At 64.1% G+C, this 22,426-nt stretch carries 18 protein-coding genes, 1 tRNA gene and 1 pseudogene; 11 read left to right on the forward strand and 9 right to left on the reverse strand.

Going from position 1 to position 22,426, the window contains the following annotated elements:
* Window positions 1-47: 47 nt before the first annotated feature.
* Entirely contained in the window at window positions 48-1,853 is a 1,806-nt protein-coding gene (locus ACQ260_RS14125; RefSeq protein WP_432560099.1) for a phosphoenolpyruvate carboxykinase (GTP), read from the reverse strand.
* Window positions 1,854-2,069: 216 nt separating this feature from the next.
* Here ACQ260_RS14125 and ACQ260_RS14130 point away from each other — a divergent pair, with 216 nt between their 5' ends.
* Entirely contained in the window at window positions 2,070-2,717 is a 648-nt protein-coding gene (locus ACQ260_RS14130) for an acetyltransferase (RefSeq protein ID WP_432560100.1), read from the forward strand.
* A gap of 382 nt (window positions 2,718-3,099) precedes the next feature.
* Here ACQ260_RS14130 and ACQ260_RS14135 read toward each other — a convergent pair whose 3' ends face one another.
* Window positions 3,100-4,008 carry a DNA-processing protein DprA gene (locus tag ACQ260_RS14135; protein WP_432560101.1) on the reverse strand — a complete coding sequence of 303 codons (909 nt, stop codon included), beginning with the start codon at window positions 4,006-4,008 and terminating at the stop codon, window positions 3,100-3,102.
* Between the two features lie 165 nt (window positions 4,009-4,173).
* Here ACQ260_RS14135 and ACQ260_RS14140 point away from each other — a divergent pair.
* Window positions 4,174-4,249: transfer RNA gene (locus ACQ260_RS14140), tRNA-Arg, on the forward strand.
* 470 nt (window positions 4,250-4,719) lie between these two features.
* Here the strand turns inward: ACQ260_RS14140 and ACQ260_RS14145 are convergent.
* Both ACQ260_RS14145 and ACQ260_RS14150 read right to left on the reverse strand, forming a co-directional pair.
* Window positions 4,720-6,150, reverse strand: coding sequence for a CRTAC1 family protein (locus ACQ260_RS14145; protein ID WP_432560102.1), 1,431 nt, complete (start codon window positions 6,148-6,150; stop codon window positions 4,720-4,722).
* A 323-nt stretch (window positions 6,151-6,473) separates the two neighbouring features.
* Complete coding sequence (locus ACQ260_RS14150; protein WP_432560103.1) at window positions 6,474-7,655, reverse strand: SMP-30/gluconolactonase/LRE family protein; 1,182 nt, start codon at window positions 7,653-7,655, stop codon at window positions 6,474-6,476.
* A gap of 389 nt (window positions 7,656-8,044) precedes the next feature.
* Here ACQ260_RS14150 and ACQ260_RS14155 point away from each other — a divergent pair, with 389 nt between their 5' ends.
* Window positions 8,045-9,625, forward strand: a complete 1,581-nt coding sequence (locus tag ACQ260_RS14155) for an aspartate:alanine exchanger family transporter (protein WP_432560104.1) — start codon at window positions 8,045-8,047, stop codon at window positions 9,623-9,625.
* 25 nt (window positions 9,626-9,650) lie between these two features.
* Here ACQ260_RS14155 and ACQ260_RS14160 read toward each other — a convergent pair whose 3' ends face one another.
* The gene (locus ACQ260_RS14160; protein WP_432560105.1) at window positions 9,651-10,850 is read right to left on the reverse strand and encodes a glycosyltransferase family 4 protein; all 1,200 of its coding nucleotides are present in this window, start codon (window positions 10,848-10,850) and stop codon (window positions 9,651-9,653) included.
* A 136-nt stretch (window positions 10,851-10,986) separates the two neighbouring features.
* Here ACQ260_RS14160 and ACQ260_RS14165 point away from each other — a divergent pair, with 136 nt between their 5' ends.
* Window positions 10,987-11,859: a polysaccharide deacetylase family protein gene (locus ACQ260_RS14165; protein WP_432560106.1), complete on the forward strand. Its 873-nt coding sequence runs from the start codon at window positions 10,987-10,989 to the stop codon at window positions 11,857-11,859.
* A gap of 13 nt (window positions 11,860-11,872) precedes the next feature.
* Here ACQ260_RS14165 and ACQ260_RS14170 read toward each other — a convergent pair whose 3' ends face one another.
* The gene (locus tag ACQ260_RS14170; protein WP_432560107.1) at window positions 11,873-12,775 is read right to left on the reverse strand and encodes a GNAT family N-acetyltransferase; all 903 of its coding nucleotides are present in this window, start codon (window positions 12,773-12,775) and stop codon (window positions 11,873-11,875) included.
* A 110-nt stretch (window positions 12,776-12,885) separates the two neighbouring features.
* Here ACQ260_RS14170 and ACQ260_RS14175 point away from each other — a divergent pair, with 110 nt between their 5' ends.
* The 7 genes from ACQ260_RS14175 (at window position 12,886) to ACQ260_RS14205 (ending at window position 20,633) form a co-directional block, all read left to right on the forward strand.
* Window positions 12,886-13,386, forward strand: a complete 501-nt coding sequence (locus ACQ260_RS14175) for an aspartate-alanine antiporter-like transporter (protein WP_432560108.1) — start codon at window positions 12,886-12,888, stop codon at window positions 13,384-13,386.
* Between the two features lie 119 nt (window positions 13,387-13,505).
* Window positions 13,506-15,374: a polysaccharide biosynthesis protein gene (locus tag ACQ260_RS14180; RefSeq protein ID WP_432560109.1), complete on the forward strand. Its 1,869-nt coding sequence runs from the start codon at window positions 13,506-13,508 to the stop codon at window positions 15,372-15,374.
* A complete protein-coding gene (locus tag ACQ260_RS14185; protein ID WP_432560141.1) occupies window positions 15,374-16,588 on the forward strand; it encodes a DegT/DnrJ/EryC1/StrS family aminotransferase in 1,215 nt (404 codons plus the stop codon). Before ACQ260_RS14180 ends, ACQ260_RS14185 begins: the two co-directional genes overlap by 1 nt.
* Window positions 16,581-17,192 (forward strand): sugar transferase, encoded by a 612-nt coding sequence (locus ACQ260_RS14190; RefSeq protein ID WP_432560110.1) that lies wholly within the window; start codon window positions 16,581-16,583, stop codon window positions 17,190-17,192. The genes ACQ260_RS14185 and ACQ260_RS14190 overlap by 8 nt, the downstream gene beginning before the upstream one ends.
* Window positions 17,193-17,512: 320 nt before the next feature.
* Entirely contained in the window at window positions 17,513-18,355 is an 843-nt protein-coding gene (locus ACQ260_RS14195) for a glycosyltransferase family 2 protein (protein WP_432560142.1), read from the forward strand.
* Window positions 18,356-18,540: 185 nt separating this feature from the next.
* On the forward strand, window positions 18,541-19,269 hold the full coding sequence (locus ACQ260_RS14200) for a hypothetical protein (protein WP_432560111.1): 729 nt from the start codon (window positions 18,541-18,543) through the stop codon (window positions 19,267-19,269).
* Between the two features lie 227 nt (window positions 19,270-19,496).
* Window positions 19,497-20,633, forward strand: a complete 1,137-nt coding sequence (locus tag ACQ260_RS14205) for a glycosyltransferase (protein ID WP_432560112.1) — start codon at window positions 19,497-19,499, stop codon at window positions 20,631-20,633.
* Here the strand turns inward: ACQ260_RS14205 and ACQ260_RS14210 are convergent.
* The 3 genes and pseudogenes from ACQ260_RS14210 to ACQ260_RS14220 form a co-directional block, all read right to left on the reverse strand.
* Entirely contained in the window at window positions 20,584-21,678 is a 1,095-nt protein-coding gene (locus ACQ260_RS14210) for an IS3 family transposase (protein WP_432560113.1), read from the reverse strand. The genes ACQ260_RS14205 and ACQ260_RS14210 overlap by 50 nt on opposite strands.
* Window positions 21,675-21,995 (reverse strand): transposase, encoded by a 321-nt coding sequence (locus tag ACQ260_RS14215; RefSeq protein ID WP_432560114.1) that lies wholly within the window; start codon window positions 21,993-21,995, stop codon window positions 21,675-21,677. Before ACQ260_RS14215 ends, ACQ260_RS14210 begins: the two co-directional genes overlap by 4 nt.
* Before the next feature lie 200 nt (window positions 21,996-22,195).
* Window positions 22,196-22,420, reverse strand: a pseudogene (locus tag ACQ260_RS14220) (transposase); the annotation flags it as partial.
* Between the last annotated feature and the right edge of the window lie 6 nt (window positions 22,421-22,426).

The raw sequence follows: 22,426 nt of genomic DNA on the forward strand, positions 1-22,426 counted from the left end.
CGGGACCCAAGTAGCTCGGGTCCCGGCCAACGCAGTCAGGGGTGAGATCAGGCGAGGCTCGCCTTGAGCTTCTCGAGTTCCGCCTTGACCTCGGCAGGAACGTTTCCGAGCTTGTCGAACCACTCCTCGATCAGCGGGATCTCCTTCTTCCACTCCTCGGCGTCGAACCGGGTCGCGGCCTCGAGCTTGGCCGGATCGAGGTTGAGACCCTCGACGTTCAGCGAACCCTCGGCCGGGATCGCGCCGACGGGGGTGTCGATGGCCTCGGCGTCGCCCTCCAGGCGGCGGACGACCCACTCGAGCACGCGGCTGTTCTCGCCGAAGCCCGGCCACAGGAACTTGCCCTCGGCCGACTTGCGGAACCAGTTGACGAAGAAGATCTTCGGCAGCTTGTCGCCGCCCTTCTCGCCGATGTTGATCCAGTGCTGCAGATAGTCGTTGGCGTTGTAGCCGATGAACGGCAGCATCGCCATCGGATCACGCCGAACGACACCGACCGCGCCGGTGGCGGCGGCGGTGGTCTCCGACGAGCAGGTGGCACCCATGAAGGTGCCGTGGTTCCAGTCGCGGGACTGGGCAACCAGCGGAATCGTGCTCGCGCGGCGGCCACCGAACAGGATCGCGTCGACCGGGACGCCCTTCGGGTTGTTGAAATCCTCCGACAGGATCGGGCACTGCGAGATCGGGGTGGTGAACCGGCTGTTCGGATGCGCGGCCTTGACCTCGGACTCGGGGGTCCAGGGGTTGCCGTGCCAGTCGGTGAGCTGTTCCGGCTCGAAGTCGGTCATCTCCTCCCACCAGACGTCGCCATAAGGAGTGAGCGCGACGTTGGTGAAGATCGAGTTGCCGGCCTCGACGGTCCGCATGGCGTTCGGGTTGGTGTGATAGCCCGTGCCCGGTGCGACGCCGAAGAACCCGTTCTCGGGGTTGACCGCATAGAGACGGCCGTCCTCGCCCCAGCGCATCCAGGCGATGTCGTCGCCGAGGGTCTTGACGGTCCAGCCCGGGATGGTGGGCTCGAGCATCGCGAGGTTGGTCTTGCCGCAGGCGGACGGGAAGGCGGCGCAAACGACGTACTTCTTCCCCTCCGGCGACGTCAGCTCCAGGATGAGCATGTGCTCGGCGAGCCAGCCCTCGTCGTGCGCCATGGCCGACGCGATGCGGAGCGCATAGCACTTCTTGCCGAGCAGGGCGTTGCCGCCATAGCCGGAGCCGAACGACCAGATCTCGCGGGTCTCGGGGAAGTGCGAGATGTATTTGGTCGTGTTGCACGGCCACGCGACATCCTCTTCGCCCTCGGCGATCGGCTGGCCGACGGAATGGATGCACTTCACGAACGGCTTGTCGTCGCCCATGGCCTCGAGCGCCTGGGTGCCCATGCGGGTCATGATCTTCATGGAGATCACGACATATTCGGAGTCGGTGAGCTCCACGCCGAACTTCGGGTCGTCCGCGTCGATCGGGCCCATGCAGAACGGCACGACGAACATGGTGCGGCCCTTCATGGAGCCGTCATAGAGCTCCGACATGGTCTGCTTCATCTCCGCGGGAGCCGCCCAGTTGTTGGTCGGGCCGGCGCCCGCCTCGGTCTCGGAGCAGATGAAGGTCTGGTCCTCGACGCGCGCGACGTCGGAGGGGTCCGAGCGGAAATAGAAGGAGTTGGGCTTCGCCTCGTCGTTGAGGCGGATGGCGACGCCACGGTCGACGAGATGGTCGGTGAGTTCCTTCCACTCGGCATCCGATCCGTCACACCAACGGATCGCGTCAGGCTTCGTAAGCGCCGCTACCTCTTCCACCCACGCCACAAGATCGGCATGGGTGGTGGGTGCCTTCTGGCCAACGGTGGCAGTCACGTCCAAATACTCCTGCAAGGTAGGGATGTCCAGTCGAGTGCCATAGACCATACCTGACGAGTCTCGTCCCGACCCGCGGAACGGAAATGGCGGAATTTGTGAGGTTCCTCACTCTGCGCCCTCTCGCGCGGGTGGCTTGGCGGTGCCCCCGTCGCTCTGCCAAGGTCGTGAATGACGCACAGGAACTGACGGTTGATCGCTGGAGGCGGGGCGCGCATGACGGAGCGGGTGGTCGTGATCGGCGCCTCGGGTTTCGGGCGGGAGGCGCTCGATGTGCTGGAGGCGATGCAGGGCGGCGGAGACGACCTGACGATCATCGGGGTGGTCGACGATGGGCCCAGCGACCTCAACTTGGCGCGGCTCGCCGACCGCGGTGTCGCGTACCTCGGCACCCTCGACGCCTGGCTCGCCCGCGCCGACCGGGACACGTGCTATGTCCTCGGGATCGGCAGCCCCGGCGTCCGGCGGCGCCTGGTCGCCCGGCTCGACGCCGTTGGACTCGAATCGTTCACGACAGTCCACCCGAGCGCGACCTTCGGCGCCCGCTGCCAACTGGGGGACGGGGTCGTCGTCTGCGCCGGCGCGACGATTTCGACGAACGTACGCCTCGGCGCTCACGTCCACATCAATCCGAACGCGACCATCGGTCACGATGCGGCGCTGGGCGCGTACGTCTCCGTGAACCCCGGCGCGATCATCTCCGGGGAGGTCGTCATCGGCGACGAGACCCTGGTCGGCGCCGGCGCGATCGTTTTGCAGAATCTGACCGTCGGACAGCGGGTCGTCCTCGGCGCAGGGACGGTGGTGACGAAGGACGTGCCAGATGGAGCAGTCGTGACTGGCCTTCCCGGCCGGTGGGTCTAACGGGTGTTCTGGAGCCTCTCCCACGGGCAGTCCCCAAGCGTCCACGGGCAAATGGTCCAGTCGTACGGAAGTTGCGGAAGCGCGCTCCTGAGGAAGGGCAGGTTGGGTGCCCAATGTGGCGATAGGACGCGAGCGACACTGAGAATCGAGACCTGTTCGACACCAGCCTGCTTCAGCGCCACAGCGACCGATTGCGCACTCGCCCCCGAGACCCAGGAATCGTCGATGACGACGACATGCGGGGGAAGGTACGCGGGGTTGATCGGGAGCGCGCACACCTTGCACGACGCCCAATCGTCGGTCGTGACCGAATGGAGGTAACTGCCTGCGACTCTCGCGAGGTGGTTGCCGACGTTCGAGACGGCGTCTGGAAACCTGCGGCTCACCCAGAGACCAGTTCGTCGAGTGCGGTCCTTAGGCGTCCTGGTGCTTGGCGCACGTCAGCCACGGCTTCGGCCAATTCTTCGATGGATCCGGCCACATACACGTTCGGGCGTCCTGCGAGTGCGGCGCCCCACGAGGTGTTTTCCACCACGCGGTCTGTCAGGATGACTGGTCTGCCGTGCTCGCCTGCAACTCGTGCCTGGATCCTTGTGCCGGAGTGCTCTCCCGCTTCGACGACGACCGTAGCGAGCCCATATCCCGACATCGTCGCATTACGCATCGGGAACGACTTTCGGGTTGGCTGGGCATCTGGATAGAACTGCGACAGCACTAGCCCCTTCTGTGCGATCTCGCGCTGCAAGGAATGGTTGGCTGCGGGGTAGGTGCGGGTAACGCCGGTGCCGAGGAAGGCCACGGTTCTGCCGCCTTCGTCGAGGGCGATCCGATGCGCCGCGGTGTCAATGCCAGCAGCCAGCCCGGCGATGACCGTCACGCCTTGCGCCACCAGCAGGCGTGCCGTCTCCTCGGCCACTCTCAGCCCCCAGTCAGACGGTGACCGGGTCCCCACCACGGAGAAGCCGTCGTCGGGTTCTTGGAGAGTGCCCTCATAGAACAGGAACGGAGGAAGCTCGCGAATGCCGAGGAGGCGCGACGGATAGGCGGCATCTAGGACCGTAATCCATTGAAGGCCAGCTTTGGTCCATCGGCGGACGTCGACAGTGGCGTCTTCCAGTTCTGGCGCAAGGCGGGGCGTCACGAAGAGAGCTTCATCGTTCAGATCGTCAAGAAGTGCCGTAGCGCTGCCTGCCGCGAGGACGTCGGCGGCGATCTCGTTCCAGCTAGCGTCATGGGCCCTCAGTCTGAGCAGAGTCAGCAGGGCGACGAACTCATCGATGCGCGACTCCATGGCAACAGCGTATCCGCCATGGCTGACCAAGTTGGTTCGGCAAGCGGGGGCAACCTGCGCAGGAGCGGAACGCCCAGCCGAGCTGGTGCGGCGACCAGCGGCGATTTGTCGTCCCGGCTCTGGTGCGCTAACGTTTCTCCTCGGTCCGTGAAAGCGGTCCGCCCAGCGCTCGTAGCTTAACGGATAGAGCATCTGACTACGGATCAGAAGGTTGGGGGTTCGAATCCCTCCGAGCGCGCCAGCTTTGCCCCAACCTGAGGGAGGAGCGGACCCCATGGAGGCGCACCTTCTGTTCCAGGACGTGTTTCCATACGAGACGCCGCGTTCGCTGGAATCTCTGCGAGGGCCCGCCACTGGGGTGCTGATCTTACCGCGCACCGTGCACTGGGGTCCGGACCCCACCGCCGATCTGGACACACGGAGTGGACTCCATAAGGCGTACCGAAACTTGGTCCGGGAAGGCACCCGCGTCATTCAAGAGGAAATGCTCAACGCTTCCCGGTTGATCGAGGTGTGGCCCGACTTGGCGCTGCCCCAACGATGTCGCGCCCTATGGGAGTCCCGGTTCCCTGAGCTGCGTCAAGTATCGCTGGCCTGATGCCGACCGGTGTAGAAGGACCGACTCCTGAGCTGGGGGCTAGGTTTCCCGGGCAGAGGGATCCAGTAAGGGCGTTACGGCCGAGCTGGGCAAAGCCAGCTCTCCCGCCTGTGTCACGCGCACGCAGCCCCCACTCTGATCCAGCGATCCGCTTCCACACCACGCAGTGTCTCGACAGTTTCGGTACGCGGCCGCCGGATCTCGACATCCACCGTTGATGCCTCACCCAGGCCGAACCGCGCCACGGGCTCGGCGCCTGCGCCATAGCCCGACTGCGCGCTGATCTCCGTACGCCCCAGCAGGTGCGCAGGATCCCCTGCGTGCCCCGCCTCATAGACGGACACCTCCGCGCCCACCCCGGTCGTTCCGGCAGCGCCCACTTCCACGGTCAGCCAATGCCCCCGAGCCCCCGTCGCAGCCAGCAGCAGGCTCGGCTTGTCGGGAAACCACTCAGCCAGCAGCACATCGAGCGCGCCGTCGCGATCCGCGTCCAAGACGGCGCCGGTGACCCAGTACTGATCGCCACCCGGCGCCGCGGACGCCTCGAACCGCAGGTGCCCGGGAGCGTCGGTCACGTTGCGGAAGACCACCGGACCCGTCCCGGATCCCGCAGCGGTCGTGACGAGGTCCGGCCGTCCGTCCGCGTCCAGGTCCGCGACCTCGATATGCGGCGACTTGGTCGGCAGGCCCACCAACCCCGCGCTCTCGGTGACGTCGACAAATCGGACGCCATCGCCCTCCCCACGATTCGCGTACACCCGGATCGGCACACGACGCCCGTCGTCGAGGGTGCTGTTGAAGTGCTGCCCGACAACCAACTCCGGCCGCCCATCACCGTCGAGGTCGCGGGCCACGACCCCAGCCGGGTCGTCCTCCTTGCCATAGGTCTCCCACGCGAAGTCGCTTCCGGTATCCTCGCGGAAACCACCACCCGCGCCCTGGTGCAGGAACAGCCGGTTCGACCCGGCCACGAACAGGTCCGGGAACCCGTCTCCGTTCAGGTCGGTCGTCGACACGCCCAGCCCGTGGACATCGGCCGGCAGGCCGAACTTCGCCGTCGCGTCGGCGAACCGCAGGTCGCCCTCGTTGCGATACAGCACCGATGACCCGCCGGTCCACTTGTCCTCGACGACGAACAGGTCAAGCAGCCCATCGCCGTCGACGTCCGCCACCCCGATCGACCGGAACCCGCGCGCTTCATCCAGCACAAACGCCTCTGTGAAACGGCCGTCATCGTTCCGCAGCACGACCGAGGGGGCGCTCTGTCGCTCACCACCACGCGGATTCCGTGCGAGCACCAAGTCCAGGTCGCCGTCGCCGTCCAAGTCGGCGAACACCGCGCCCGAGGTCCGTCCCCGCATCTCCGGGAACGACTCATCCACCGTGAAACCCTCCGCGGACCCCAGCAGCAGCCGGTCCGGGCTGGGACCGGACGCGCCACGAACCGCGTACTCAGCCGCCGGCCGATCCGCGAACGTCCCCACGAACAGGTCGGCCCAGCCGTCGTTGTTGACGTCGCCGGCGGCGACGGCGTGCGCCATCATGCCCGCCAACGGTTCATTCAAACCGAGGTCACGGGTCCGGTCCTGAAACCCGATGGCTCCACTGCCGCCAGCTTCAGCCGTCCAGCACACCTCATAACCACCCTGGGCAGCAGCGCCCGCCGCCTGAGTTTCGGAAGGGCGCGCTGGTGAATCGGCGCGACCCTCCGGCTGCGGTGCGCCGCATGCTGACACCACCAGGAGCGAGAGAACGCCCGCTGCGACACCGAGCCGAGGCCACCGGGCCTGCACGGCTCCACCACGACGAGCGCGATCTCGGCGGGCCCTTCGGGCTCCGCCGTGACCAAAGCCACCTCGCCCCGCCCTCATGGCTCCACCGTGACGAGCACGACTTCGCCCCATGGCTCATTGCTGGTCGTGCCAGCATTCAGCCCGACGAAGACCCGCCCCGAAGACCCGTCGACCGCGACGTTGTACGACCCGCCAGGCGTCAACCCCAAACCCTTCTCGACAACCGGCGCGAGTTTGACGACCTCACGCTCCCGGCCCGTGGCGACGTCCACCGCCAGCAGGGGAGTGCCCTGCTTCCAGGCGTCGCCGTGGGCACCGGGCACCACGAACAGCTCCGTCTCGTCGGCGGACAGCGCCACCGACGCGATGTAGCCGCTCGCCGCGCCGAGGTCGTCGATCGACCCGTCGGAGCGGATGGCGACATAGCGCTCGGGCTCGCGGGTGACGGCGTACACCGTCCCGTCCGCCGCCGGCGCCGTGCTCGCGCGCAGCCAGCCGGCCGGAAGGCGGTCCTCGTGCGGGGTCAACCCACTGCCCGGCTCATAGCGGAGGAGTCCGCCGTCCTTCATGGCGAGGTACGCCCGCCCGGTCCCGTCCACCGCCATGCTCCGGAATCCAATGTGCCGCGGGTCATCGGCCGAGAAGGTGACGTTGCGGGTCCGGGTGTCGTACGCGAAGAACGTCCCCGTGTCCGCCTTGTCTCCGCCGGGACGGCCCTCGGGGTCGACGGCCTCGCCATACACGAGGTCACCGTGCCCCCCGAGCGACGTGATGCCCCGGCTTGCGACCGGCACTCCGAGGTCGGTCACCTCCAGGGTCTGGGTGTTGACCGAGAGCAGATGGTCGCCCGTGTACCCACCCTCATACGTCAACCCGCGCCGCGTCCCCCAATAGGTGGCCACGACCACCTCGTCACAGTTCGGCTGGACCATCTGGGCATGGACTTTGCCGTACCCGAACTCGCCCGCTCGATGGCCGATCGGTGACGCGACGTCACTGAACCGGGTCAGCTCCTGGGTGTCGGGGTCGAAGACATACAGGTACGAGTTCCCGTCCACCCCCAAGTGATCCCCGATGGCCGACAGGAAGCGACCGTCCGACAGCACGATGCCCTGACCCCACTGGGACCACGGGTTGCCCTCGTGGTCGGGTCGTGGATAGACCACCCCGGTCACCTGCGGAGCCTGGCCGGTCCGTTCACTCAGCACCTTCCCGGTCGCCTTCGGCCCCTGCGGTGGCGCCGCGACATCGGTCACGGGGCAATCCAGCCCACCCTGCGGTGACCGACCCACCGCTGGTGCCGCCGACGTCGCGGGGGCCTCACCCGGACCAGCCGTTGTCGGTGCCGTCGTGGAACAGGCCGTGGCGACGATGGACGTCAGCACGACGCAGAGTGCGAGTTTCGTTCGTGATCCAGTGCGTGGCGTCAAAGATCCTCCCCCGAGTCCCTCAAGACCCTAGCTTCCTGAGCCGTAGGCCGTCTCGAACGCTCCCTGAGGAGGCCGTGGGCCGTCTCGAACGCTCCCTGAGGAGGCCGTAGGCCGTCTTGAACGCTCCCTGAGGAGGCCGTAGGCCGTCTCGAAGGGACACCCGCCAGCCCGATCGGATTAGGCTGTTGCGCGGTTCTCACGCAAGGAGTCGTCCGTTGAGCGCGGTCTTCAGCTTTCTCGCTGACATGCCTCTCATCTATCTGTTCCTCGTCGTCGGGCTCGGTGCCGCGCTGGGGCAGATCCCGTTCGGGAAGGTACGCCTCGGTGCCGCGATGGTCCTGTTCGCTGCGATCGGCATCACCGCGGCCGGGGTGGCGTTCGGCACCGAGATCGCGGTCCCCGCTGTCGTGGGTGACCTCGGCCTGGCCATCTTCGCGTTCGCGATCGGGATCACCTCCGGCCCGAACTTCTTCCATTCCTTAAGAACTTCTTGGCCGTTGATGCTCGGCGTCGCGGCGATGCTCATCGCGGCAGGAGCTGTGGCGGTCCCCGTGGGCCGAGTGCTGGGCCTGGACGCCGGCACCATCGCGGGGGCCTACGCGGGGGCGCTCACCAACACCCCTGCCCTCGCGGCGGCGGGCGGCACCCCCGAAGCCACCGTGGCCTATTCGGTCACCTACATCTTCGGCGTCCTCGGCGTCCTGGTGGCGGTCTCCGCGGCGCTGAGTTACGGCAAGAAGGACTCCGACGTACCCCAAGAGCTCATCGAACTCGCCGTCCGCGTCGAGCGGACCGATCACCCGGTCGCTGACGCCCTCGTGCGGATCCACGACGGGCGCGTGCGGTTCAACCGAATCCGCCGCACGGAGGAAGGGCCGACCGAGATTCTCGACCCGGACACCGAGCTGAGGCCCGGGGACGTGGTCACCGTCGTCGGCCCCGAGCAGGACGTCGCCCAGGTCGCTCGCGAGCTCGGCCACCGGTCCTCCCACCAGTTGTCTGCCGACCGTCGGGAACTCGACTTCCGCCGGATGACGATCTCGAACCCCAAGCTGGCCGGGCGGGCGATCCGTGAGCTGCACCTCGAGAAGCGGTTCGGCGCCACGATCTCCCGGATCCGCCGCGGCGACGTCGACATGGTCGCGATGCCGGACAGTGTCCTGCAGCTGGGGGACCGGATCCGCGTGATCGCCCACCGCGACCAGATGACCGACGTCACGCACTATGTGGGGGATTCGGCCCGGGGGTTGTCGGACATCAACCCGGTCGCCGGCGGTCTAGGTCTCACCCTCGGGTTGACCCTTGGTCATCTTCCGTTGCCGCTGCCGGGCGGCGGGACGTTCATGATCGGAGCGGCTGCCGGAACCCTGATTCTGGGGCTGATCATGGGCCGGATCGGGCGGATCGGGAAGGTCATCACGACCCTGCCGAACACCGCCGCGATGACGCTGATGGAGTTCGGGTTGCTGGTCTTCCTGGCGTACGCCGGGACTCGCGCAGGGGGCCAGATTGCGGTGGCATTCACGTCCGGCGCGTGGTGGCGGATCCTCATCCTCGGGGTGGTGATCACCCTTGTCATGAGCGGTTTGGCGTACTTGGTCGGGCGCTGGGTGTTCCGCTCGGGCGGCACCCGGTTGGGCGGGATGATCGCCGGGATGCAGACGCAGCCGGCGCTGCTGGCGTATGCGAACGGACGAACGAACTTCGACCCGCGGGTGGGCTTGGGGTACGCGCTGGCGTATCCGACCGCGATGGTGACGAAGATCCTGGTCGCGACGGTGCTGTCGGCGCTGTGACGCGCGGCGAGCGCACGCCCATCGGCTATCGACCGGGTCCGCCCGCCAGCCGTTCGTAGAGTTCGACGGTCGCATCGACCACCTTGTCGAGCTCAAAGCGTTCGCGGAATCGGGCGTTGCCCCGGGTCCCCAGAGCTTCGCGCGCTTCACCGTCGTAGAGAATTGCAACCAGCGCCTCAGTGAGTGCCGCATCATCCTGGACGGCGACCAGACGGCCCGCACGACCGTCGTCGAGGACCTCTCGAATCGCCGGAACGTCAGATGCCACGATGGGCAGTCCGAGCGCCAACGCTTCGACGAGCACTGACCCCAAGCCCTCGAAGAGGGACGGGAACGCGAAGACATCGGCCGCAGCCATCAGATCCGCAACGTCCGTGCGATAGCCCAGGAGCCGGACGGCGTCACACAGGCCGAGGGCATCCACCTGCGCGTTGATTTCCTGGGTGGACGTCCCCTCGCGTCCTGCGATGACCAAGACAGCGTTGGGAGTCTGCTCTCGGACTTCTGCAAAGGAACGAACCAGTCCCACTTGATTCTTCTGGAGGTCCTGGCGGCCGACATTCAGCACGACGAGATCCTCGGGGGAGAGCCCCAGATCTGATCGGACGCGGTCCTGCCGCTCTTTCGAGCGTTCACCCATCGCCGTCGACGAGCGGCCGCGGGGAATCACGGTGATCTTGCCGGGCGGAATCCCGAGTGCCTGTTGAGCTTCCTCCACTACAGCCGCCGTGAGAGTGTGAAAGTGATCAGCGCGGCCGGCTGTGAGCCTGTCGACCAGCCGAACGAGTCGGTACTTCGCGGCTATAGCGCGTCCGCTCGCTTCCATGCGCAACGGCACATACGACGTGTTAACGAGGCTGTTCAACAGCGGCACGTTTCGGGGAGTCGCCAATCGGCTCGCCAGGCACGATTCGAAGAGCGTCGCATGCACAAGATGCGGCTCAGTCGCCTTGATCACGCTCCGCAACTGGCGCGCCCGGTCGAGCCTGCTCTTGGCGTCCAGGACAGTGACTGGCGTGCCTTCATTACTCACCCATTCAGCCAGCGGGCCGCCCCGGGATCGAAGGCACACCACATGAGAATCGATACCCCTTCGGGCGAGTTCTGGCAGTTGCAGGCGTAAGGCGTGCTCGGCGCCCCCTCCGCCACCCAAAGTGTCGATTACGTGAAGGACTCTCACATACTTAGTCTCGCAGGCCCGGTCGGCTAAATGATCTAGTCTCATGGTGACTAGGGACGCGCGGACATAGGCATCAGGTCGAAACCGCTAATGCGGAGGGGGATTCGTGGCCGGACGAGTCGGATGGTTGGCGGGGGTTTGGCGGGGCGCGCCAACAGCGTTCCGGGCCAAGTTGGCCAGCGTGGCGACCACCTGGCCAGTGCGGTCGGCCTGGATGGCGTTGACCCCAGGACGTGTTCGAATTCTGGCCTATCACGGTGTAGAGGACCTCGATAAGTTCGAGCGTGCAGTTGATCGCATCTGTGAGCGATTCACGCCAGTGAGTGGGTCGGATATCGCTCGGGCGCTCAACGGCGGCGGAACGCTTCCCAGGCACGCCGTGTGGTTCACGTTTGATGACGGGTTGGCGACGACTCTCGCAGCGGGTGAGATGCTGGCGAACCACGGCATTTCTGCAACTGTGTTTGTGAACCCTGCAACGATGGAGCGTCCCGGGCGGCTCTGGTTCCAAACAGTTGACGAGGCGTCACGAGCAGGTCTCATAAGTACGGAAGAGTCTGAGCGCTTCTCCCACGGCCGACTGAAGCGGATTCCTGATGCCGAGCGCCGATTAGAGACGGCAGTGCTCGAAGCGCGTCTTACGGGACGAGAGGACGTCCGGGAGTCTCTGACCGGAACGCTCGATGACCTGAACCGATGGGTCTCTCTTGGCCATGAGATCGGCAATCACACGTGGGACCATCCCTGCTTGGACCAGTGCTCGCGCGACGAACAAGAAGACCAGATCCGACGCGCCCATGAGTGGTTTGTTAGCCGCGGCCTCAATCCCCAATACTTCGCCTACCCGAATGGGGACTGGATCGACCACTCGGCTGCCGTCGCGCGTGACCTCGATTACGTCGGGTCAGTGCTCTTTGACCATCGACTAGCCAACCTCAGGGCTGACCAACATCGGCTCTCTCGGTTGCGCATCAACAGCGATGCCAGCATCCCGAGGGTGGACGCCATCCTCTCGGGTGCACACTCAGGAGCCTATGCGCTGATGCGTTCCTGACGGAGCTTTCAGATCACATCACGCCCTCTAGGTCCGCGAAATCAAAATGGAGGGGCTCGGTCAGGCGCGCGTCATGGTGCGTGGGTGGTGCCCAGCTGCTGATCGTCGATGCACCAACTTGCCAGCCGTGGGCTCCGGGGCCCGCAACCGACAGCACAACGGGTGCGCCCAGCCGTGTGCAGGCAGCCCTGATCAAAGCACTTCTGGTCGCAGGCCTTCCCCAGCTATACACGACCAAGAGCGTGGGCACCTTCTTGAGGTGGGTTCGACGCAGTAGCAAGCCGTTCGGCTCGTTCGCATCGTGCAAACGTACGCTTCTGTACTTGTGCCCTGACTCCGCTGCGGTGCGCCACTGCAGGGACTCAGATGTCCAAGCGGTTCCTAATGGCGCGTTCGGCGGCACTTCACCCGCCCTGAGGGCGTCGCCCCACACGAGTCGGGCTGCTCCGAACGGGCTGATCCGAACAGGCCGCGCGGTGTGGGCGACATCCGTGATCGCCCACCCGAGTTTACGGTATGCTTCACGGCTGGCCGGAACCGATGTCGAATAGATCAGCGCAGACGACCGTCGCCCTTCGCTAAGAGCATCCATTTCCGCGGTCACGCATCGACTGAACAGACCCTGGCGTTGCGCTGAGGGTGCGACAGCTCCATCGACTGCACGCATGATGGGGATTGTTTCCGCCTCGTTCGACAACGCCCACGGCAGAAAGAGGCGTGCTGCGACGAGCTGGCCGGTCGCGGCTTCTGCCACCCACCCCGAGGAGGGGCCCCACGGTCCACGACGGTGCTTCCAGTCGTACCACTGTGGGGTGAGGCTGCGTTGGAACGCCCGATTAAGAACGTCCAGGACGGCTTGCTCGTCGCCCTCTCGGAGAGCGCGAATTTGGAACTGCTTTGACTGGCCCGTCTCCACCGTCAGCCCTCCTTGTCTTGGAGCGAGGCATGCTCTAGGAGAACCTACCTAGCCGATTGGTCCATCCTCGTCTGCTTCAGCCAGACCGGGGGCCGGGTCTCACCCTCGGGTTGACCCTTGGTCATCTTCCGTTGCCGCTCCCGGGTGGCGGGACGTTCATGATCGGAGCGGCCGCCGGAACCCTGATTCTGGGGCTGATCATGGGTCGGATCGGGCGGATCGGGAAGGTCATCACGACCCTGCCGAACACTGCGGCGATGACGCTGATGGAGTTCGGGTTGCTGGTCTTCCTGGCGTACGCCGGGACACGGGCGGGGGGTCAGATCGCGGTGGCGTTCACGTCCGGCGCGTGGTGGCGGATTCTGCTCCTCGGGGTGGTGATCACCCTTGTCATGAGTGGTTTGGCGTACGTGGTCGGACGGTGGGTGTTCCGGTCGGGCGGCACACGCTTGGGTGGGATGATCGCGGGGATGCAGACACAGCCGGCGCTGTTGGCGTACGCGAACGGGCGGACGAACTTCGACCCGCGGGTGGGCTTGGGGTACGCGCTCGCGTATCCGACCGCGATGGTCACGAAGATCCTGGTCGCGACGGTTCTGTCAGCGCTGTGACGCTGCCGGGGACCGGCGTGCTCGCTGTCCCCGGTGGCGAGACAACGAGTGTCCTTTTCCGCCGGTTGGTTTAGATTGACGTGCGAGTTGTCACTGACTGCTGATTCGGGGGGAAAGGCATGTCGAAAGTACCGGTCTTCTGGAAACGGGCGATAATGCTCGGTTGGGACCTGCTGGCTTGGGTGTTGGCGTTCGCGGGCTTCGTGCTGGTGCGCTACGACTTCCACCTCAAGGACGACCAATGGGCGGCTGCACTTGCGTTCGTCGGCGCGTTGATGATGGCGCAGGTTGTGCTCGGGTTCGTCACCAAGCACTACTTGGGCCGTTCGCGGGTGGGGAGTTTCGCCGAGGTCACCGCGCTCGGGGTCGGGGTCCTCGGGATTTCCGCGGTGCTGGGGATCGCCTTCATGGTCCTCGTGCCGCGCTTCCCCAACGGCATCGCGCTCGTGATGCCCCCCATCGCTCTGCTGCTGATGGCGGCTGGCCGATGGGTGTTCCGGGGCTACTTCGGCCCGAGCCGCCGCCGCGCGGCCAGCAAGGACGCCGTTCCGGTGCTCGTCTATGGCGCGGGCGAGGCAGGGACCGAGGTCGCACGTTTGGTGAGCACCACGCCGAACGCGCCTTATCAGATCGTGGGTTATCTCGATGACGCTCGGCACAAGAAGCATCTGCGTCTCCACACCTATCGCGTGTTGGGAACCGGCGCGGATCTGACGCGCCTCATCCGCGAGACCGGGGCCGAGCAGGTCATCTTGGCCATGGGCCACCCGGAACCGGACCTGCTGCAACGAGTCTCCGAGTCCGCCGCAGCCGGAGGCGCCAAGCTCGTGGTGATTCCTCCGGTTCGGGAGCGGATCGGCGGCCGGGTCAGCCTCGATCAGTTGCGCGAGTTCGATGTCGTCGACTTGCTCGGACGCCGGCAGATCGAGACAGACCTGACCCAGGTCGCAGATCTGGTCACCAACAAGGTCGTCCTGATCACGGGCGCCGGTGGTTCGATCGGTGCAGAACTGAGCCGCCAGGTCCATGCGTTGGGCCCGACGAAGCTCTTCCTGCTCGATCGCGACGAGTCTGAGCTCCACGCGCTCCAGTTGTCGATCCATGGCAATGGCCTGCTCGACGACGACCAGACGGTGTTGTGTGACATCCGTGACCACGCTGCGCTGCAGCGCGTCTTTTCGGACTGCCAACCCGATGTGGTTCTCCACGCGGCCGCGCTGAAGCATCTGCCGATGCTGGAGCGATTCCCGGTCGAAGGCTGGAAGACCAACGTGCTGGGCACGCTCAACGTCCTGCGGTGTGCGCACCGCGCGGGTGTGCGTCGGTTTGTGAACGTCTCCACCGACAAGGCTGCGGACGCCAGCAGTGTCCTGGGGCAGACGAAGCGCCTGGCCGAGCGGGTGACGGCGTGGTATGCCATGAAGTACGACCTCGAGTATGTCTCCGTCCGGTTCGGCAACGTCCTGGGGTCGCGCGGCTCCGTTGTGCACGCGTTCAAGGCGCAGATCGCGCGCGGCGGCCCGGTCACCGTTACGCACCCCGAGGTGACCCGCTTCTTCATGACCATCCCCGAGGCGTGTGAGTTGGTGCTCCAGGCCGGGGCGATCGGCAAGCCCGGTGACGTGCTGGTCTTGGACATGGGGGAGCCGGTCAAGATCATGGACGTCGCGCGACGCCTGATCGACGTGTCGGGGCGCGATGATGTGGAGATCGTGATCTCCGGTCTGCGTTCGGGCGAGAAGATGCACGAGGTCCTGTTGGGCGAGGCAGAGTCCGGGCAGCCGAGCGAGCATCCGCTGATCACGCAGGTGACCGTCCCGGTCATCAATCCCATCGAGGTCATTTTCGACGAGACCGATGAGGCCCGCGTGGGACAGGTGCTGGCTGACCAAGTGGTCGCCGTGAGCCCCAACGCAGTCCTGCCGGGCCTGGAGTCGGGCGAATCCCTGCAGACCGGCTCACAGCGGGACAGCAGGCAGCGGGCGTGATGGATCGCATCTATCTCTCATCTCCGGATGTCACGGAGGCTGAGGAGGCGGCACTGGTGCGTGCCATTCGGTCCGGGTGGGTGGCGCCGCTGGGCCCGGAAGTCGACGCCTTCGAACGAGAGTTGGCTGGGTACACCGGTCGGGCCCACGCTGTCGCTCTGTCCTCGGGGACAGCTGCCCTGCACCTGGGGCTGATTGTCCTTGGCGTTCAGCCTGGCGACCTCGTCGTCACCTCGACGATGACGTTTGCGGCGACCGCCCATGCGATCACGTACGTCGGGGCCGAGCCCGTCTTCGTCGATTGCGATGAGACCGGCAACCTCGATCCGGACCTGCTTCGGAAAGCGGTGGCCGACCTCGGAGGGGACCGTGTGGGCGCGGTCATTCCCGTCGATCTGTTGGGGAAGGTGGCCGACGCGCAATCGATCAATGTGATCGTTGCCGAGGCGGGCGTGCCAGTCCTCTGGGACGCTGCTGAGTCACTGGGCGCAACCAGGGATGGCCGGCCGGCAGGCTCGTTCGGTGCTGCCGCTGCGGTGTCGTTCAACGGCAACAAGGTGATGACGACCTCCGGTGGGGGAGCTCTGCTGACCGACGACGGCGACCTGGCCGCCCGCGTGCGGTATCTGGCGACGCAGGCGCGCCAGCCCGTTGTGCACTACGAGCACACCGAGATCGGCTACAACTACCGGCTGTCAAACCTACTTGCGGCCTTGGGGCGCGCGCAGTTGGGACGCCTGGACTCGATGATCGAACGCCGCTGTGCCCTCCGTGAGCGGTACCGTGCTCTGTTCGCGGACGTCCCAGGCGTAGCCATCTTCGGTGAACCGCTGGCTGAGGAGCCGCGCAGCGGCGTCTCGAAGCCACTGACTGAAACGCTGGCTGAGGAGCCGCGTAGCGGCGTCTCGAAGCCTAAGCCCGCCACACACGACAACTACTGGCTCTCGTCGATCCTGATCGACCCGAATAAGGCCGGCTTCTCAAGCGAAGGCCTGCGTTTGCATCTTGCGGCGCACGACGTTGAGGCCCGCCCGCTCTGGAAGCCCATGCACCTACAGCCGGTGTTCGCCGATGCGCGCAGCTACCTGAACGGCACGAGCGAGCGCTTGTTCGAGACGGGGCTGTCGCTCCCGAGCGGCTCAGTGCTCGGCGAGTCGCAGATCGAGCGGGTCGTTGGCTGCATCGCGGATTTCCTTGCAGGTCGACGTGGCTGACCAGTCCTACGACCGTGTCAAGCGCGGCATCGACATCGTCGGGAGCGCGATCGGTCTCGTGGTCTCGGCACCGATCCAGGCTGTCACCGCGGGGGTGGTGTTAGCTGCGCACGGTCGTCCAGTGCTGTTTCGCCAGGACCGCCCCGGGAAAGACGGGGTGATCTTCGAGCTCGTGAAGTTCCGGACGATGCGTCATCCAGACACGACGCACATCACCGATGCCGAACGTCTCACACCCGTCGGGCGTTTCCTGCGCGCGACCAGCTTAGACGAGTTGCCAACCCTTTGGAACGTGCTGAAGGGTGACATGAGCCTAGTCGGCCCCCGACCCCTTCTGGTCCAGTACCTCGGCCGTTACTCCACCGAGCAGGCGCGTCGTCACGAGGTACGCCCTGGTGTCACGGGGCTTGCCCAAGTCTTGGGGCGGAATGCGCTGGAGTGGGAGACGAAGCTGGCACTGGATGTGGAGTACGTCGATCGGCGCAGTTTGTTCCTCGACCTGAAGATACTCGGGCGCACTGTCACGGCGGTGTTCCGACGGTCAGGGATTTCGCACGCCGGGGAGGCGACGATGAGTGAGTTCATGGGGTTGGAAAAAGCATGACGGGCTCCACGAGGCGGGGTTCGTCCACGGATCCGTTGGCCGCCAGACTCGCTGGCCATCCATCACACGGGAGGCTCCTCGGCCAGCAGAGCCAGACTAACTGTTGTGAGGCCGATCAGGCCGACCGGTAGAATCCGCCTCAGGTAGAGGTTCGCTAGGAGGGTCAACCTTTGAGGCGGCAGGCTGCACAGTCCGAAGCAGTCCATCCCTAACTAACTACACCGAGTTAGTAGGTCATTTTGCTTGACCATAGCAGGCGTGGTGCGAAAAAGAGGAAAGATATGCATGATCTGGAACCAGAGGCGGGGAGAGGTGATCCTATGCGTCGGCCTTCCTTCTCAGTGATTATTCCAACCCACAACCGTGCCGAAATGCTCGCGGAAGCCATCCAGTCAGTGCGTTCCCAGACGGATCCCGACTGGGAACTGATCGTTGTAGATGATGGGAGCCCGACTCTGCAGGCAGTACCGGACGACTACCGCATTCGATTGATGCGGGTGGAAGTAAGTCAGGGTCCCGCCGCGGCCCGAAACCTTGGTCTTGAGACCGCGCGTGGACGATGGGTGGCGTTTTTGGATGACGACGACGCGTGGGCGCCCACACGCCTCGAGCATGCCCGGCAAGCTCACCGGACCGCGCATATCGTTGTATGTGCGGGCACAAGTTTCGACGACCCTCTGCAGAATTCGCCTGGATGGCACCAAGGGAGTGGACCCGTTCACGATTGGATACTGGATGCAACAGCACCACATCTGGGCGCTACGAGCGTCTCGCGCGATCTTTGTCCACCCTTCGCGGAAAATTATCGAGCGGCAGAGGATCTCGAGTGGTGGCTCCGGATGACTCTAGTTTCCGATCGAATTCGTTACCTGGAGTCGAGGGACTGGATCTGGCGTAGGCATGATGGGGTGCGGCATGGTATTGGCACCGTGCGACGTAGAGAGGCACAGAGGAAGCTCCTGGTGGATTATGATTCATACTTTAAGAAGCATAGGCGAGCTAGAGCTTTTCGTTGGCGAAGAATAGGTGTATTATCCCTGGCTCTGGATGAGCCTTTGATGGCGATGACTAGCGCTGTGCGGTCGATAGCTGCCTATCCCACCATGGGAGGAGCGCGACTCCTAGGCAAGATCGCACTTTCATGGAGACAAAATGGCCGCTAGGGATTCTCGATCTGAGCACCGATTTCACGACGCTCGTTCAGGGTTTACCGGTTCATGCTCTGCGTGTTGCCAATCTGGCACCTTAGGGTCGGATGGAATAGGCTCGGTGAGCAAGTATGTCTGGTGATGTCCCCGTCTTGATGAGAGAGGGCGACAGCCGCCCGAACGATCTGAAGGTCCTTATCATGGTGCTGTCCCTCGACCGTGAACCTTGGCGGAGCCTTGAGAAAGCGCAGCGCGAGACCTGGGCCGGCACCCTCCCTCCGTCGGTCGAGTTAGTGCACCTGCAAGGTGTTGCCGGAGGCGCTCCGAGGATGATATTTCTGGCAGCGAGGAAGATCGCCGAAAGGATGCGCCTTCGAAAGAGCTTCGACTCCTTGGCTGGACGGATCAGTATTCGGATGCCTGTGCGGATCAATCAAGGCGTGATCCGCGCAGATATCCCAGAATTCTGGATAGGCACGAGCGCGAAGATGCACAGTGGGCTGCGCTTCGTTGCGAAGCACCTAAAGTTTGATTATCTGGTTAGAACAAACAGTTCGACCTACCTGCATGTACCAAGACTCGTTGAGTTTCTTCACGCAGCTCCTCGCGAGAACTTCTATTCTGGCGCTGACCAAGGTGAGCCTCATGCGCAAGGAACTTGCATCATCCTGAGTCGCGATGCTGTTGAGAAACTTGCTCTGGATGAATGCTGGGAATATTTTAAGGTGGATGACCAGGCAATTGGTGGCGCAGCGCAACGCGCGGAAATCCCGTACAATCCGGTGCCACAAGTGATTGTCGAGAGTGTGGAGGCTGGGCTCCGTTTCGATTATCTTCCTGCGCCATTCATTTATCGCCTTAAGACTCGCAAAAATAGACTGGAGGATGCTAAGGCGATGGAACTCCTGCATGGCCGCCTCGCGACCTGATTGTCCGGCAGCGGCGCCACCGCTTCGAGTTGCCGCCGCTCTAAGGAAGTGGGTGGTAAAGATCTCGCTCGGGGGCTGATTGTGTCGAATTTTGTGGGAGTGCGTTCGGCCGGCGGTCAATTAGAACTATCCTTTTGCGGCGATTGCATCAGATTCCTGAAGGGTGCGGTCGAAGCGGTCCGGAAAGTCGATATAAGAGCGCACGTTCTTGAAAGGTGGAGTTGGACATGAGGGTCTTGATCATTCCAGGGTACTACGGATTCGGTAGAAGGATCGCTACGCCCAGCGGTGCAGGATCAGGAGTCTTCTTCAGGGACCAGGCCATAGCGCTTTCGCGCTCGGGGCACGATGTGAGCCTCGTCTATGTGCATTTCGACGCCGACAGGGGCGTAGAGGTCGAGGTCTCGGATGATGAAGGGGTGAAGCGGATCATCGTTCATGCTCGACCGTTTCCGCGAGGAAACTCGCTGTACCGTTTGCTTCTCACCGTTTGGTCGGTTCGCAAGCACTTTGTTGAAAGCCGTCCAGAGGTTGTGCATGCTCATACCTTTCGTGCGCTCCCCATTGCTCTAGCAGTTTCCGGTTCGCTTGGCATTCCCTACGTCGTCACGGAACACTCGTCGGGCGTCCGCAAGGGTTCTCTTAATGCGGCGTGGCGGACCATCACCCGATTGGGATACAGGAGAGCTGGCGCGGTCATGGCAGTGAGCGAGGGATTGTCGCAGGCAATGTCATTGTACACTGACCGTCCGGTATTGGTAGTTCCTAATATGGTTCGAGAATTGTTTTTCCGCGTCCCGTTACGCCAGCGGGAAGTGGGTGATCCGTTCATCTTTCTATCGGTCGGCTATTGCGGCGCAACTAAGGGTTGGGACATTCTTCTCGATGCCTTTTCGCGTCTTGAAGCGCGCGTGGGAGGGCGGCGTGTTCTATTAGTTCTCTGCGGAACGGATTGCCCAGAGATTCACGAACTTGCGGATGAGTTTGGGTTGCGAGACCGAGTGCAGTTTACAGGCAAAGTCCCGCCCGATGAGGTCGCCGTATGGATGGAGGCCTGCGACGTACACGTGATGCCTAGCCGGGTTGAAACGTTCGGCATTGCTAGTATCGAGGCGCTGGCGTGCGGGAAGCCGATCATAATGTCGGCCACCGATGCTGCAACCACAATTGTTCAATCGGGCGATGGGTTGATTGTTCCGACCGAAGATGCCGTTTCTCTGGCCGAAGCAATGCAGATAATGATGGACTCGGCAGGTCGGCACCCCGCCGAGCAGATTCGGGAGTCTTGTCGGGAGAGATTCTCGGGCGAAGCTGTCACGGCTCAATTGGATGCCGTGTATCGAGACGTCGTCGCTGGTCAGTGAGTGCCACCCAGACAGCTGCGCCGCGAGTCGAAGATGGGCGGCCGCGGTCGTCGGCCCATACCCCAATCCCTCCAGGCCCATACCCCAATCCCTCCAGCTCCGCGGCCAGCCCGTCAGCCAAGGCTGTCTGGAGCGTTCCCGATAAAGTGGATAGCGGGTTTATGCTGCGAGTTCGTGGATATTCGTGAATCCTAGTTCTTTTTCGTGGGGTGTCAAGTAGCCGAGGGTGGAATGTCGGCGCGGTTTGGTTGTAATACTCCTCGATCCAGCGGAACGTGTGCTTCTTCAAGGACGCCAGTTCGGGCCAGGGTCGGGTGTGGATCAGTTCTTTCTTGTAGGTCGCGAAGAATGATTCGGCAACAGCGTTGTCGTAGCATATACCGGTTCGTCCCAGGGATCGACGGATCCGGTTGTTCTTGCAGAACTTGGCAAATTCCTTCGATGTGTACTGGGTGCCTCGGTCGCTGTGAAAGATGACTTTACGGCGGGGTCGACGGTGCGTGATCGCCATCGACAACGCGTCGGTGACCAGGTCGGTGCGCATATGGGTGTCCAGTGCCCAGCCGACCACTTTGCGTGAGTAGAGGTCGATAACGGTCGCGAGATAGGCCCACCCGTCCCACGTCTTGATGTAGGTAATATCGCCGCACCATTTCTCGTTGACCCGGTCGGCGGTGAAGTCCCGGCCGATCAGGTCCGGCGCCGGCACCGGCCGCTCGCCCGGCACGGTGGTCCGCTTCCACGCCCGCGGGTGACGGCCCTGCAGGCCCACAGCCCGCATCAACCGCCACACGCGCTTGCGGCCGACACGGTGGCCGGTCGCGGCCAGCTCGGCATGCATCCGCCGCACGCCGGGGTTGCCGGCCAGGCGATCGAAATGGTGCCGGATCACCGCGCTCAAGGTCGCGTCGGTGGTGGCGCGGTCGCTCGGCGCCTGCGTGCGCCATTTGTAATAGCCCGAGGTCGATACGCCCAACTCGTGGCACATAAACGTGACCGGAAAACTAGCACTCTCGGCCCAGTCCGCGATCGCAGCAAACTTCACTGCTGGTCTTTCGCGAACCAGGTCGCCACTTTTTTTGCGAAACTCACCTGCATCTGCAAGTGGGCGTTCTCGGCTTTGACGTCCTTGTTCTCCTGCCGCAGACGCTGCAACTCGGCCCGCTCCGATTCGGTCAACGGGGCATCCGGTGGGGTCTGCTCGTCCCTGGCTTCGCGTGCTTTTTTCACCCATTTCCCCAGTGTCATCTCGTGCATGTCGATATTCCGTGCGGTCTCGGCAATCGTCTTGCCCTCATCCAGCACCAAGGCGACAGCGTTGGCTTTGTACTCGTCTGTAAAGCGGCGACGGGTGGATCCCATGATCCGGCTCCTGTCCGTTCAGGAACTCACTCAACCTACTGCACTGTCCACCAAACCGGGGACGGTCTACTCCCAGGCCGGTGGCGGCCTCCCACCCCAGGGGGAGATCCCATGGCCGCCACCGTTCAGTTCCCATGGCCACCACCGTTCAGGTTCCAAGACCGCCACTGATCACTTTCAGATGGCCCTTGACAGTCGGCATAAAATGGGTCTATCACGGTGGTGGCCTTTGGGGAGTTCTTCGGTGGTGGCGGTTTTGAAACCCGGTGAATCCATCCATCGCCACCGCCTCTTAGGCGGCGGCGCCAGGCTTGGTCGCGCTCGCTCAGCCAGGTCTTGAAGGCCTGTTTGGAGCGGCCTTTGATCATGTCGAGTAGCCGGGCTGGGCCGGTGCCGTCGCGGACGGGGGTGAGGTCGATGATGACAGGCTG

Source organism: Ammonicoccus luteus (assembly GCF_050880385.1).
Classification (GTDB): Bacteria; Actinomycetota; Actinomycetes; order Propionibacteriales; family Propionibacteriaceae; genus Enemella.

What these genes read in the sequence shown, in the direction of transcription:
- ACQ260_RS14145 (WP_432560102.1), bottom strand. Translation starts at nt 6,150, where the DNA reads ATGATGGCGCACGCCGTCGCCGCCGGCGACGTCAACAACGACGGCTGG.
- ACQ260_RS14185 (WP_432560141.1), top strand. Translation starts at nt 15,374, where the DNA reads ATGGATCGCATCTATCTCTCATCTCCGGATGTCACGGAGGCTGAGGAG.
- ACQ260_RS14135 (WP_432560101.1), bottom strand. Translation starts at nt 4,008, where the DNA reads ATGGAGTCGCGCATCGATGAGTTCGTCGCCCTGCTGACTCTGCTCAGA.
- ACQ260_RS14215 (WP_432560114.1), bottom strand. Translation starts at nt 21,995, where the DNA reads ATGGGATCCACCCGTCGCCGCTTTACAGACGAGTACAAAGCCAACGCT.
- ACQ260_RS14195 (WP_432560142.1), top strand. Translation starts at nt 17,513, where the DNA reads ATGCGTCGGCCTTCCTTCTCAGTGATTATTCCAACCCACAACCGTGCC.
- ACQ260_RS14180 (WP_432560109.1), top strand. Translation starts at nt 13,506, where the DNA reads ATGTCGAAAGTACCGGTCTTCTGGAAACGGGCGATAATGCTCGGTTGG.
- ACQ260_RS14130 (WP_432560100.1), top strand. Translation starts at nt 2,070, where the DNA reads ATGACGGAGCGGGTGGTCGTGATCGGCGCCTCGGGTTTCGGGCGGGAG.
- ACQ260_RS14205 (WP_432560112.1), top strand. Translation starts at nt 19,497, where the DNA reads ATGAGGGTCTTGATCATTCCAGGGTACTACGGATTCGGTAGAAGGATC.
- ACQ260_RS14200 (WP_432560111.1), top strand. Translation starts at nt 18,541, where the DNA reads ATGGTGCTGTCCCTCGACCGTGAACCTTGGCGGAGCCTTGAGAAAGCG.
- ACQ260_RS14160 (WP_432560105.1), bottom strand. Translation starts at nt 10,850, where the DNA reads ATGAGACTAGATCATTTAGCCGACCGGGCCTGCGAGACTAAGTATGTG.